12 protein-coding genes are annotated in these 12,546 nt (G+C 35.9%); 6 read left to right on the top strand and 6 right to left on the bottom strand.

Annotated features, from left to right (window positions below):
* The first annotated feature begins 231 nt into the window (after positions 1-231).
* The 3 genes from cls to BFA01S_RS18060 all read left to right on the top strand — a co-directional run bounded on the left by cls (position 232) and on the right by BFA01S_RS18060 (position 4,584).
* The gene (gene cls / locus BFA01S_RS18070) at positions 232-1,734 is read left to right on the top strand and encodes a cardiolipin synthase (protein ID WP_066234007.1); all 1,503 of its coding nucleotides are present in this window, start codon (positions 232-234) and stop codon (positions 1,732-1,734) included.
* A gap of 35 nt (positions 1,735-1,769) precedes the next feature.
* On the top strand, positions 1,770-2,870 hold the full coding sequence (locus tag BFA01S_RS18065; protein ID WP_066234004.1) for an AI-2E family transporter: 1,101 nt from the start codon (positions 1,770-1,772) through the stop codon (positions 2,868-2,870).
* Positions 2,871-3,111: 241 nt separating this feature from the next.
* On the top strand, positions 3,112-4,584 hold the full coding sequence (locus BFA01S_RS18060; protein WP_066234002.1) for an alpha-amylase: 1,473 nt from the start codon (positions 3,112-3,114) through the stop codon (positions 4,582-4,584).
* Positions 4,585-4,620: 36 nt separating this feature from the next.
* On the opposite strand, the gene BFA01S_RS18055 is transcribed toward BFA01S_RS18060, so the two are convergent.
* A complete protein-coding gene (locus BFA01S_RS18055; protein WP_066233999.1) occupies positions 4,621-5,490 on the bottom strand; it encodes an SDR family oxidoreductase in 870 nt (289 codons plus the stop codon).
* Positions 5,491-6,095: 605 nt separating this feature from the next.
* Between BFA01S_RS18055 and BFA01S_RS18050 the strand changes: the two genes are divergently transcribed.
* Positions 6,096-7,493: an NCS1 family transporter gene (locus BFA01S_RS18050; protein WP_066233996.1), complete on the top strand. Its 1,398-nt coding sequence runs from the start codon at positions 6,096-6,098 to the stop codon at positions 7,491-7,493.
* A gap of 138 nt (positions 7,494-7,631) precedes the next feature.
* Here the strand turns inward: BFA01S_RS18050 and BFA01S_RS18045 are convergent, their stop codons facing one another.
* On the bottom strand, positions 7,632-7,886 hold the full coding sequence (locus BFA01S_RS18045; RefSeq protein WP_066233993.1) for a GlsB/YeaQ/YmgE family stress response membrane protein: 255 nt from the start codon (positions 7,884-7,886) through the stop codon (positions 7,632-7,634).
* Between the two features lie 211 nt (positions 7,887-8,097).
* Between BFA01S_RS18045 and BFA01S_RS18040 the strand changes: the two genes are divergently transcribed.
* Positions 8,098-8,571 carry a TraR/DksA C4-type zinc finger protein gene (locus tag BFA01S_RS18040; RefSeq protein WP_066233990.1) on the top strand — a complete coding sequence of 158 codons (474 nt, stop codon included), beginning with the start codon at positions 8,098-8,100 and terminating at the stop codon, positions 8,569-8,571.
* Positions 8,572-8,768: 197 nt separating this feature from the next.
* Here the strand turns inward: BFA01S_RS18040 and BFA01S_RS18035 are convergent, their stop codons facing one another.
* The 4 genes from BFA01S_RS18035 to BFA01S_RS18025 form a co-directional block, all read right to left on the bottom strand.
* The gene (locus tag BFA01S_RS18035; protein WP_082800068.1) at positions 8,769-9,344 is read right to left on the bottom strand and encodes a general stress protein; all 576 of its coding nucleotides are present in this window, start codon (positions 9,342-9,344) and stop codon (positions 8,769-8,771) included.
* A 177-nt stretch (positions 9,345-9,521) separates the two neighbouring features.
* Positions 9,522-9,674, bottom strand: coding sequence for a hypothetical protein (locus BFA01S_RS22935; RefSeq protein WP_169800504.1), 153 nt, complete (start codon positions 9,672-9,674; stop codon positions 9,522-9,524).
* 440 nt (positions 9,675-10,114) lie between these two features.
* Positions 10,115-10,282 (bottom strand): CsbD family protein, encoded by a 168-nt coding sequence (locus tag BFA01S_RS18030; RefSeq protein ID WP_066233988.1) that lies wholly within the window; start codon positions 10,280-10,282, stop codon positions 10,115-10,117.
* Between the two features lie 26 nt (positions 10,283-10,308).
* The gene (locus tag BFA01S_RS18025; protein WP_066233985.1) at positions 10,309-10,617 is read right to left on the bottom strand and encodes a hypothetical protein; all 309 of its coding nucleotides are present in this window, start codon (positions 10,615-10,617) and stop codon (positions 10,309-10,311) included.
* 205 nt (positions 10,618-10,822) lie between these two features.
* On the opposite strand from BFA01S_RS18025, the gene BFA01S_RS18020 reads away from it, so the two are divergent.
* Positions 10,823-12,430 (top strand): catalase, encoded by a 1,608-nt coding sequence (locus tag BFA01S_RS18020; protein WP_066233978.1) that lies wholly within the window; start codon positions 10,823-10,825, stop codon positions 12,428-12,430.
* Positions 12,431-12,546 lie beyond the last annotated feature (116 nt).

Genomic DNA, 12,546 nt, shown 5'->3' with positions numbered 1-12,546 from the left:
TTACTGCTCGTTAAGGCTGGGATAAATATATGAGCGGACTTTCAGCAAATTGATTGGGCAAATTTCGGTAAAAATATTAATTGTTACTTATATATGTAATAGACTTTTCTTATTAAAATGAAACATTATTTTTCTGGAATAGAGATTACGATGCTAAAGGAAAGGGTATTTTATCTAGTGAAATAGTTTTTCTTCTAACTAATAAATCTATCTTTTAAGGGGAGCATGATAATGAAAAAGAGGAGAATAGAATTTATATTTGTCCCAGTACTTATTTTATTATGTTATTTCGTATTTTTCACATCTATTCCTCCATCATGGAAGAAAGTGTGTATTATCTGTTATGGAATCATTATTTTAACTACATTATTCTCACTAATATTAGAGAATCGGTCTGCTCCAAATACGCTTTTGTGGATTTATGTTTTAGTGTTTATTCCAGTATTGGGATATGTTTTTTATTTGTATTCCGGTCAATTGTTTTTAAAAGGATATTTGTTCAGAAGTAAGCGTATTGGTGATCGTGAACTATTAGAAACTTTAAATAGAAAAAGAGAAAAAGTGGATCTTTCCGATTTGGATGAGCATCAGCGCTGTTTTGCACATTACTTAGAAAAGAGTACTACCACGACTATGGATACGAATACGAGCACGAAGGTTTTGAAAAATGGAGAAGAAACTTTTTCGGAAATAAAGAAAAGACTGAGGGAAGCAAAGGAATTTATCCATATAGAATACTATACTTTTCGAAGCGATCGTTTGGGGAAAGAAATAATGAATATATTAATCGCTAAGGCGAAAGAAGGAGTGGAAGTCCGCTTTATTTATGATGCTGTAGGAAGTATTTCTATCTCCTCATTAGATATAAAAGAAATGGAAAGAGCAGGGGTTAAAGTATGTCCGTTTTTACCTATTAAAAGCGGTTTTTTTAATCAAAAATTTAATTTTAGAAATCATCGAAAAATTATTATTATTGATGGAGAAATTGGATTTGTTGGTGGATTAAATGTCGGAGTTGAATATCTTGGAAAGAATAAGAAGATAGGATTCTGGCGTGATACCCATGTTGTTCTTAAGGGAGAAGCTGTCCAAACGTTACATTTAGTATTTTTGCTCGATTGGAAATATATTTACGGAGAGATGCTGTTAGAAGATGAACGTTATGTGAAGAGACCAAAACCGGCAGAGAAGGATGGAATGGTGCACGTAGTTGCTACTGGTCCTGAAACAAGAGATATGAGTGATTACTATTACACATTAATCACCTGTGCTAAAAAATCTATTTGGATAGCGTCGCCATACTTCATTCCAAATCAGTCCATTCGCACAGCGCTTAGAGTCGCTGCCCAAAAAGGAATTGAAGTCCGTGTTATGGTTCCTAAAAAGAATGACGGTTTCCTTACACAATATGCATCACAATCATATTTTCTGGAACTGTTGCGCTCTGGTATTGAGATTTACTCCTATGAAAAAGGATTTTTGCATCAGAAAATAATTATTATTGATGGTGAGTTTGCATCCATTGGTACAGCTAATATGGATATGCGGAGTTTCCATCTTAATTTTGAGGTAAATCTATTTCTTTTGGGCACTAATTCGGTCAAAGATTTGGTGGATCATTATGAGGAAGATTTAAGAGATTCAAACAGGATTCGTCCTGTTGAATTTTATAAAAAAGGAATGATTGAAAGGTCTAAAGAGTCATTTGCCCGTCTATTCTCGGGAATTTTGTAAGCTGCATTAAAAGTATCAGAAGGAGGTGTAGAATTATGCCGCACACAAAAGCTTTCCGTGTTGGTTACGGAATTTTACTTGCTTTTCTTATTATTTTAGTTGGGACAAAAATAAATTTTGTCTTTCACCCTGTCATTGCTTTAGTTAAAACTTTGTTTTTCCCTTTCCTAATTGCCGGTGTACTATACTATTTGTTTCGCCCTCTTGTGAATTTTCTTGAGAGAAAGAGTATACCGCGATCACTGTCTATTTTATTAATATATTTAATATTCGCTCTCATTCTTGGCCTATTAATCTATTTTGTTGGACCAATTTTGCAGAAGCAAATAAATAGTTTGATTGATAATACTCCAGGTTTTATCGAGACAGTTCAAACAAAGAGTAATGATTTTCGGGAGAAAATTCGATTTTTGGAAGAAAATAAAACTATTGATATGAAGAAGGCTGATGATATTTTTTCAAAACAGTTATCTTTAAGTTTTTCTCACCTCGGAGAGAATATTATGGATTTTATCGGAATCATTACAAATATTGTTACAGTATTTATTACTGTTCCGCTTATTTTATTTTATATGTTGAAAGAGGGAGAAAAGGCACCAAAACAAATACTTCGATTCGTACCACCGATTCAAAGGAAAAATGGACGAAAAATATTAGCTGATCTTGATGAGGCACTGAGCTCTTATATTAAAGGACAAGTTACTGTAAGTCTTTGTATAGGGGGTATGCTTTTCATTGGATATTTAATCATTGGCCTTGAATATTCTATTATCCTTGCTCTTGTGGCAATGTGTACGAATGTCATCCCATTTCTTGGACCTATTATAGCAATTACTCCGGCCTTAATAGTTGCGGGACTTGATTCTCCTATTATGCTTATAAAGGTACTCGTTGTCATGGTTATCGTTCAGCAAATAGAAGGACATATCATTTCTCCCCAGGTGATGGGAAGAAAGCTAGAAATTCATCCTCTTACAATTATATCTTTATTACTCACTGCTGGAAGTATAGGAGGTATGCTAGGTTTGATATTAGCAGTTCCCGTATATGCAGTTATGAAGGTCATTGTCCATCACACATACCGTTTATGGAAATTAAGAAAGGAGCAGGTGATGGAAGATAAAATGAATATATAATAATTTTTAATCTTTTATGTTTATTCTTTTTTATACCGGGTATTAAATAGTATGAAGGCTCCCCCCTAGTTAAAATTACTAGTCTTCTAGTCTGTGTCATAACAGAATGAGTATAAAATCCGTCACAGAACGGGTTTTATACTATTTTTTTTATTTAAAGCAAGTTCCCATCCGAAATACAACTCATGTTTCGCTAATTTAAATATTTAATAAGCAGTAATATAGAAGGGGGTAAAGAAAGATGGAGAGAAATCATACGATGATGCAATTTTTTGAGTGGCATATAGAATCGGATGGTACGCATTGGAAACGGTTAGGGGAGTTAGCACCTGAATTGAAAAAAAGAGGGATTGATTCTGTTTGGCTGCCACCTGCAACAAAGGCTCATTCCTTAGAAGATCCGGGATATGCAGTATATGATTTGTATGATCTTGGGGAGTTTGATCAAAAAGGGGCTGTCCGTACGAAATACGGGACAAAAAAAGAACTGCTGGATGCGATAGAAATATGTCATAAGCATGGCATCCAAGTATATCTTGATGTAGTAATGAATCATAAAGCAGGGGCCGATGAGACAGAAAAGCTTGTAGCTATTGAAGTAGATGAGTTTGACAGGACCGAAGAAATTTCGGAAGAAGTGGAAATTGAGGGATGGACTAAGTTTACATTTCCAAAGCGAAATAATAAATATTCTTCTTTTAAATGGAAATCTGAACATTTTAATGGGGTAGATTACGACGATAAAGACGATAAAACGGGAATTTTTAAAATTGTAGAAGATGATAAAGAATGGAATGAAAATGTAGATAATGAATTCGGCAATTATGATTATTTAATGTTTGCCAATATTGATTATAAACATCCGGAAGTACGCGAGGAAATGATGAGATGGGGTAAATGGCTAGCGGAAAATGCGGATTGCAACGGCTATCGTTTAGATGCTATTAAACATATTGACTATGAATTTATTAGAGATTTTATCGAAGAGGTAAAGAAGCAGCGCGGCGATGATTTTTATGTAGTCGGGGAGTTTTGGAACCCGGAAATTGCTGCCTGCCAGGAGTTTTTGGAAAATGTAGATTATAATCTTAATTTATTTGACGTGGCCCTTCATTATCGACTGTTTGATGCATCAAAGGTTGGTTCCGATTATGATCTGAGAACAATCTTTGATGATACACTCGTTCAGGTAAATCCGATTCATGCAGTCACTTTCGTTGATAATCATGATTCACAGCCGAATGAATCTCTTGAATCATGGGTAGAGGACTGGTTTAAACAGATTTCTTATTCTCTGATTTTACTTAGAAAAGATGGATATCCATGTGTCTTTTATGGAGATTATTTTGGTATTGGAGGAGAGGAGCCGGTTGAAGGGAAAAAAGAGGCGATTGATCCTCTGCTTTATGCCCGTTATCATAAGGCGTATGGAGAGCAGGACGATTATTTTGATGATCCGAATGTAATCGGCTGGGTACGCAGGGGAACCGAAGAGATAGAAGGTTCCGGATGTGCTGTCATTATCTCTAACAATGAGGAAGCAGAAAAGAGGATGTTTGTAGGAGAAGAAAGGGCAGGAGAAGTATGGGTAGATTTAACAAATACAAGAGAAGAGCATATTGCAATCGATGAAGACGGTTTTGCTGTATTCCCTGTAAATGGAGGAAGCGTATCTGTGTGGGCATTGCCTGAACTAGAAGTAGAGGAGAAATAAAAAGAAGCGGATCGTATGTGATCCGCTTCTTTTTATTTATGTTGTAACGAACTTCCCACCGTTAATATGAATTACTTGTCCCGTCATATAAGAAGAGTCGGAAGAAGCAAGTAGAACATAAGCTGGTGCTAACTCCTCCGGCTGGCCAGGTCTGTTCATAGGTGTATCTTTTCCGAAAGTTTCCACACTTTCCTCTGGGAAGGTAGATGGAATTAAAGGAGTCCAAATAGGTCCCGGAGCAACAGCATTTACACGAATACCTTTACTTACAAGGGATTTAGCCATTGATCGTGTGAAAGCAACGATAGCTCCTTTTGTGCAAGAATAATCGATTAGCTGCTCATTTCCTTCGTAGGCTGTAACAGAAGTAGTGTTAATGATTGCACTCCCTTCGTTTAAATGTTTTAATGCAGCCTTTGTAAGATAGAACATGGAAAAAATATTTGTTCGGAATGTTTTTTGAAGCTGCTCGGCACTTATATCTTCAATGCTCTGCTGTGGATGCTGTTCTGCAGCATTGTTAACGAGAATGTCTAAACCACCCAATTCTTCTACAATTTTAGAAATTGCTTCCTGACAGAAAGACTCGTCTCCGATATCTCCTGGGAGGAGAAGACATTGGACCCCTTGTGCTCTTATTTCTAATTTTGTTTGTTCTGCATCTTCCTGCTCATCAAGATAACCAATAGCAACATCAGCTCCTTCTTTTGCATAAGCAAGAGCGACTGCTTTTCCAATACCACTGTCTCCTCCAGTAATAAAGGCTACCTTTCCTCTTAATTTCCCGCTTCCTTTATATTCAGGGTTCTCTGTAAGAGAATCCGGTACCATTTTTGATTCTACTCCAGGCTGTTCCTGCTGATGCTGGGGTGGTTGTCCGTTTTTTTGGCGATCTTTAATATCCATGTTTTATACACTCCCTTTATAAAATTTAAATAGTATGCATATTTTTAAAGAACATATAGAATTTATAACCGTTTTAAGAAAAAGCTAAACTTTTCCTCTTCTATTTATCTATTTTCTTATTAATTCTTACCGATCTATTTATTATCTGAAAAATAATTTTTAAGAATAAATTTACTTTTCAGATAATAGTTGTATTTTATGAGAATATATTGTAAGCTAGTGCATATAAAGATTGTATACAATTTTGAATTCAGTATTGTAGTCTATAAAAGAGGAGGAGGAAATAATGGCGGTTGAGTGCTCATCAAGAGTCTTGAAAGCTATTGTTATGTATCAGTAATTTTTTCTTTTTTATAATTTGTAAGCGCTTCCTATCCAGGGTGTTGAAATGATTTATTTCGTCTTTGTACATACAGTTCATTATAAGGAATAGTTTCATGAAGTAACTTGAGGGAGGTGAGGCTGACAATTACGAAGTGAAAATTTCCTTTTTCTAAATGTTTCACTGTTACTTGAAAAATGATGGAAATCCAATCGCAGCTTTGAATAGTCCTTGAAAGAGATTAATAGAAATATAACAAAAAATAAAAAGGAGTTGATTTATAATGTCTACAAATTTGGAAGATAACATGAAGAAGGAAATACAAATTGACCATTCTACTGGTGTCGATGAATCATTGAATCCGAAAAGGGAAGAGGAAAGAACAGTAGGTCCCATTGCTTATGCATTTATGTGGATTGGAGATGGTGTTAACCTAGGGAATATGACACTTGGGGCCAGCTTAGTTGTAGCGGGGGTCGCGACGCTAAATCTTTTTCAAACATTTGCCGCCGCCGCCATCGCAATTGGTATCATTTCTATTATATTCGCCTTAAATGACAGGGTTGGCTATAGAACAGGAATCCCCTATGTTGTCCAGCTTAGAATGTCCTTTGGGGTAAAAGGGTCAATTATATCTTCTCTGTTACGTGGTATTCCTGCTATCATCTGGTATGGGTTTCAAAGCTGGATTGGAGGTACGGCATTAAACGAAATTGCTAAAGTTGTGACAGGTGGTTCTTTCGATAATGTTGTCATTTGCTTTGTCGTGATTCAGCTTATTCAAATCGTTCTTTCTATGTACGGATTCCATGCTATTGCATGGGTAGAAACAGTTGCCTCTGTCGTTATTATGCTGGCACTCATCTATGTATTTGGTGTTCTTTTAAACTCTCATAGTGAGGTTATTGCTGAAAAATGGTTACATGCAGAAGGATCATGGGGCTTGCCATTCTTTGCATTCATTATGATGTTTATGGGGAATTATGCAGCTATCTTCTTAAGTGCAGCGGATTATTCCCGAGAACTCAAAACAGGTATCAGTGACAAGAAACGCGGCTTTTTATACTTTTCACCTATTTTAATAGCGTATGGTTTCGTTCTTACAATTGGTGCTATGCTAGCTTCAGCGACTGGTATTTCAAATCCAGTGAAAGCTTTCGCAGTAGTTGTAGATAATTCCTACATTACAGTCGGAGTATCGGCATTTATCGTTCTAGGCGCGATTGCGGTAAACATGGTTGCGAATATCGTTCCACCAACATATGTTATTACATTGCTGACAAAAATGAAATACAAGCCTGCTGTTGTACTAACAGGATTGCTTGCATTAGGTTCATTCCCATGGGTGCTCGTTCAAGATTCTTCAGCAAAAGGTCTTGGTATGTTCATTCTTATCTATTCAGCATTTTTAGGTCCAATCGTTTCTATTTTATTAATTGAATACTATATATTAAGAAAGCAAAAAGTGAATGTAGCAGATTTGTATGCGGAAGATGGTCCGTTTGCAGGGTATAATCCAGCTGCGATACTTGCAATGCTGATCGGTGCCGGTGCGGCATTTACAGTAGTAGAGCTTGCGTGGATTATTGGAGTTGTTGTAGCAGGTATCAGCTATATCCTCCTGACAAAATATGCATTTAAAGATTCCAAATTCAAAAAGGGTACGATATTTGAGAAGTAATATTCTATTAATTATATAAATACAAAGAAGAAAGGCTGTCTCAAAATAGTCTAATCTCACAACTGATGATTTGTGGGATCTGACTCTTTCTTTGAGACAGCCTTCCTTTTTAAATATAAAATTCGAGTAGGCTATTTGTTAAGCTCTTTTTCTCATGCCTCTCATTACTAAGCTTACGATAAAGACAAGTGCAATCGCGCCAATAAGAGCCGGAATAATATAGAAGTCTCCAACTTCGGGACCCCAATTACCTAATAGTGCAGAACCAAGCCACGCTCCGATAAAGCCGGCGATAATATTTCCGATTACACCTCCTGGTATATCGCGTCCGATAATTAGACCAGCTAACCATCCGATAATTCCTCCAATAATTAAAGACCAAAGAAAGCCCATGTAATTTCTCTCCTTTCAAATTTAATAATGATTTCTACTATTTAAATACCCCCGTATTCAATTTGTAAACGATGAAATGAAAAATTTTAATTGTTAGTTTTGGATTTTTAAATAGGAGGTAAATAAATATAAACGAACGTTTAACATTCAATCAATAAGGCACATAAGTTATAAGCTTCATAAAATATATCTTGAGAAGAGGGGAAGAAAAATGTTATCAAAACAAGATCTTATTCATTTTGAGAGAAAATTATTAGAAAAGAAACAAGAGATTATCAATATGATAGAAACTAATGAAAAGTCTTTACGTGAAGATTACGGGGAACTAACTGCTTATGATAACCACTTTGCTGATACAGCGACAGAGCTTGATGAGAGAGAAAAGGAAATGATGTTAAATGATAATGCAAAAGACCTTTTAGAAGACGTAGAGGAAGCATTAGAAAGAATAAAGAAGGGAACGTACGGTATTTGTATAGATACAGGAGAAGAAATTCCTTATTCAAGGCTTGAAGTTCTGCCATATGCGAAACGGACTCTTAAAGCACAAGAAGAGTTTGAGAGTGGAACAGTAATACAGGAAGAAGACAAATCCTTTCTTACTCCACCAGACGATAAACGGGGTGATAAGCGAATTGATATTGCCGATGAATTGCAGTATGAACATGGGAATTCTTCATACTAATAGTGATCATAAGAGCAGGGCTTTCTCAAAAGTTGATTTCTCGGCTTAGAGAAGCCTTTTTCATTATGCTAGAAATATAATAAAGATTGTTAAATAGTTATATATGCAAAGATAAGTTAATATAGTTCATAGATATATCATGAATCTTTCATTATTTTAAAAAAGAGACTGATCCTTTTTTAGGAACAGTCTCTTTTTTAATCATTTGAGGGCATGTATGGATTTCGATCTTTATATGTGTTGTAATGTGGTGTATTATTCTCATTTCCATTTACAGCTGTCATATCCGCTTCTGTCGGAATTTCCTCTTCTAGAACACGAATATCTCTATTTAAATGGTCATCTTTACTATTAACGAGAATGAGAATTTTCCCTTCTTTTACAGAGTTTCCATAGCGTTCGGCATCATCTTCAGAGATCCCTGAGTCTACAAGTGCTCCACATAATCCCCCAATACCAGCTCCTGCTAGAGCTCCTATTAATCCCGAAGCGATTGGACCTGCAGCAATAATAGGACCAATTCCCGGGATTGTAAGAGCACCAACTCCGGCTAATATTCCTGTTACACCACCGATTGTACCTCCAGTAAATGCTCCTGTTGTCGCAGGATCTTCAGTTGTTGTATCTGTTTCTTTATTAACATGTTTTAAATCTTTCCCAATTACACAAATTTCTTTTGATTCATATCCTTGTTTTATAAGTCCATCAATAGCTATAATAGCTTCAGCTTCTGTGTCATAAACACCTATAACTCTTTTTTTCTGACGGTCCATTATATCTCCTCCTTATAAGTGGACTCTTTCCTTTTATTTACCCTTCTTCAAAATTGATAAACCCCTATTTATGGAAGTAGAGTAAAAAGCAAAGGACCTTATTATTCTCTTTTAGAATAACAAGGTCCTCGTTATGAAATATGCCATTATTGTCTTCGATCCTTTCCATGCTGCTTTTTAATATTGAATTGATTGTTTAGTTAATTCCTTTTCTGGCTGAGCTGAAGTATTATGCTGAAATTGATTGAATAGATATGTAAGGTAACTGTTTAATTCAAAGCGATCGTTATTAATGAAATCAGATAATGATACTCCATTTTTTTTAGTCATTTGTATTCTCTCCCTTTCTTTTAAACTCTTATTATTATTTTTCCCCAGCTTCTATCTTTTAAACATAGAAATGAATAAAATTGTAAATAGATTCATATATTAAAGAAAAACCCTTTAGTATAGGCCCCGCCTACGCCGTATACTTTTGACAGCCACGCATGCCATCCAACCCATTTTCATTATAACGAAAACGCTTTCAATATTTCAAAGGTTAACGTAGAACAACTTTCGACAGCCTCAAGATATTTAGTATTTGTAGAAAAGCCTTCTAGTTATTTATAATTTCAATGAATCTTACTCCCCCTTATGCCAGGGCTTTTACTATAACAAAAGATTCTACTCATTTTCCACGAAAATAATGACTATTTCTGTCTATAAGTTTTTTAATAAACGAAAAAGTACAGATAGAATTTCTGTACTCTTTCATTATATTTAAATGATTAGGAAAGCTTATCTTCTAATTTTCCAATTCCTTCTTTTACTTTACCTTTTACTTTATCAAATTTCCCTTCATCCTCTTTTGAATGATTGTCTGTTAGCTTTCCCCATTGTTTTTTTGCTTCCCCTTTTAATTGGTCAATCTTACCTTTTGCTTTATATTCATTCATCTTTATCCCATCCCATCCTTGAAGTATTATTCTTCTGGATTTTTATTATCTAGTTCATCTTTCTTTTCTCCATCACTAATACCGTTGTCCTGATCTACTCCATCCCCAATACCATTTTCTTGTAATTTCTTCTGTGCGTCTTCTGTGCTGTCTTGCATATCATTTTCTATATCTTCATTCGTTTGCTTGTTATCATTATCTAATTGATCTTTTTGTTCTCCATCACTAATACCATTGTCTTGATCGACACCATCACCGCATCCAGCTAATGCACCAACTGTTAAGGCAATAGTCATTCCGCTCGCTAAAAGTTTCTTTTTCCAATCGATATTCATTTTGTTTCCTCCTTTGGCTAATAAGAATATTGTTATTTGTAACTTGTCCATAGCTTGTATACCCGTTAAATGAGAGGGAAAACCTTTTTTGAAAAAAAGAATAAAAAATTAAAATTCTTTTAAATTAGGAGAATATTTTCTAAAAAAATAGGGTAGGTCAAAAAGAGAATCAATTATTTTCATTTAATGTTGAGGAGGATTCATAATGGGAAAAAATCAATCTACTGAAAAGAATGAGCAGACTAATCTTGAAAATGGGGATGTTTTAACGAACAGACAAGGTCATCCGGTTACGAATAATCAAAATTTAAGAACAGTAGGAAATCGCGGTCCTGCTACTTTAGAAAACTATAACTTCATTGAGAAAATTAGTCATTTTGATAGAGAACGTGTACCTGAAAGGGTTGTACATGCACGTGGTGCAGGTGCGCATGGTTATTTTGAAGCATATGGAACAGCTGGTGATGAGCCGATCTCTAAGTACACACGTGCAAAATTATTCCAAGAGAAGAGAAAGCGCACCCCGGTGTTCGTTCGTTTCTCCTCTGTTATTCACGGCGGACATTCTCCAGAGACACTTCGCGACCCGCGCGGATTTGCGGTTAAGTTCTATACGGAGGATGGGAACTGGGATTTAGTCGGAAATAACTTAAAAATTTTCTTTATTCGTGATGCGATGAAATTCCCTGATATGATTCATGCATTTAAGCCAGATCCTATTACGAATATTCAAGATAGTGAGAGATTCTTTGATTTCTGTGCGAGTTCTCCGGAAACATTTCATATGGTAACATTCGTTTACTCACCTTGGGGTATCCCGGCAAACTACCGTCAAATGCAAGGTTCTGGGGTAAACACATATAAATGGGTAAACAGTGAAGGTGAAGCAGTTCTTGTAAAATATCACTGGGAGCCGAAGCAGGGAATTAAAAATTTAACACAAAAAGAAGCGGAAGAAATTCAAGCGAAGAATTTCAACCATGCAACACAGGATTTATATGAAGCAATTGAGCGTGGCGATTACCCAGAATGGGAGCTTTTTGTTCAAATTATGAGTGATGATGAGCATCCTGAACTTGACTTTGATCCGCTTGATGATACGAAATTATGGCCAGAAGATCAGTTCCCATGGATTCCAGTCGGAAAAATGGTATTAGATAGAAATCCTGAAGACTATTTTACAGAAGTAGAGCAAGCGGCATTCGGTACAGGGGTTCTTGTTGATGGTCTTGAATTCTCAGATGATAAAATGCTGCAAGGCCGAACATTCTCTTATTCTGATACACAGAGGCATCGTGTAGGGGCAAATTATTTACAATTGCCAATTAATGCTCCGAAGAAGAAGGTTTCTACTAATCAAAGTGGAGGGCAGATGCAATATAAGGTCGACCGTGCACCTGGACAAAACCCTCATATTAACTATGAGCCATCTATTTTAGGTGGATTAGAAGAAGCGAAACAAGAAGGAAAAGAATATACTCCGCAAATTGAAGGTAAATTAGTCCGTGAATCTATTGATAGACAGAGCAATACGAAGCAGGCTGGTGAAACATACCGCAGGTTTGAACAATGGGAGAAGGACGAATTAATTTCAAATCTTGTAGGGGATCTTTCAAAATGTGATAAGAGAATTCAAGAGAAAATGATTGCTCTTGCAGAAGAGGCGGATGAGGAATATGGCCGTCGTTTAAGAGAAGGATTGGCTAATGCCCCAATGCAGGAAGATGCAGGTCAAACACCACTTGGTAACAAGGATGGAGGCAAGGCCGTTGAAGATGCTGTAGAAAAGGGACATGAAGCAAAACCGTATTAATTTTTAAAATGAATAGAAATGAGAAGAGCCGGCAAATTAAAAGTCGGCCTCTTTTCGTTGGTAAAACAATTAATCTTGTATTTGGCGAGTTTTATCCCAGCCTTAACGGGCAGTAA

The organism is Metabacillus fastidiosus NBRC 101226, assembly GCF_001591625.1.
GTDB classification, from domain to species: domain Bacteria; phylum Bacillota; class Bacilli; order Bacillales; family Bacillaceae; genus Metabacillus; species Metabacillus fastidiosus.
The sequence above is the reverse complement of the archived record's forward strand: the minus strand, read 5'-3'. Positions and strand labels throughout refer to the sequence as shown.

Coding starts and splice junctions, on each gene's coding strand:
- BFA01S_RS22935 (WP_169800504.1), bottom strand. CDS start 9,674: ATGACTAAAAAAAATGGAGTATCATTATCTGATTTCATTAATAACGAT.
- BFA01S_RS18050 (WP_066233996.1), top strand. CDS start 6,096: ATGTCTACAAATTTGGAAGATAACATGAAGAAGGAAATACAAATTGAC.
- BFA01S_RS18020 (WP_066233978.1), top strand. CDS start 10,823: ATGGGAAAAAATCAATCTACTGAAAAGAATGAGCAGACTAATCTTGAA.
- BFA01S_RS18045 (WP_066233993.1), bottom strand. CDS start 7,886: ATGGGCTTTCTTTGGTCTTTAATTATTGGAGGAATTATCGGATGGTTA.
- BFA01S_RS18055 (WP_066233999.1), bottom strand. CDS start 5,490: ATGGATATTAAAGATCGCCAAAAAAACGGACAACCACCCCAGCATCAG.
- BFA01S_RS18040 (WP_066233990.1), top strand. CDS start 8,098: ATGTTATCAAAACAAGATCTTATTCATTTTGAGAGAAAATTATTAGAA.
- BFA01S_RS18025 (WP_066233985.1), bottom strand. CDS start 10,617: ATGAATATCGATTGGAAAAAGAAACTTTTAGCGAGCGGAATGACTATT.
- BFA01S_RS18035 (WP_082800068.1), bottom strand. CDS start 9,344: ATGGACCGTCAGAAAAAAAGAGTTATAGGTGTTTATGACACAGAAGCT.
- BFA01S_RS18030 (WP_066233988.1), bottom strand. CDS start 10,282: ATGAATGAATATAAAGCAAAAGGTAAGATTGACCAATTAAAAGGGGAA.
- BFA01S_RS18060 (WP_066234002.1), top strand. CDS start 3,112: ATGGAGAGAAATCATACGATGATGCAATTTTTTGAGTGGCATATAGAA.
- BFA01S_RS18065 (WP_066234004.1), top strand. CDS start 1,770: ATGCCGCACACAAAAGCTTTCCGTGTTGGTTACGGAATTTTACTTGCT.
- cls (WP_066234007.1), top strand. CDS start 232: ATGAAAAAGAGGAGAATAGAATTTATATTTGTCCCAGTACTTATTTTA.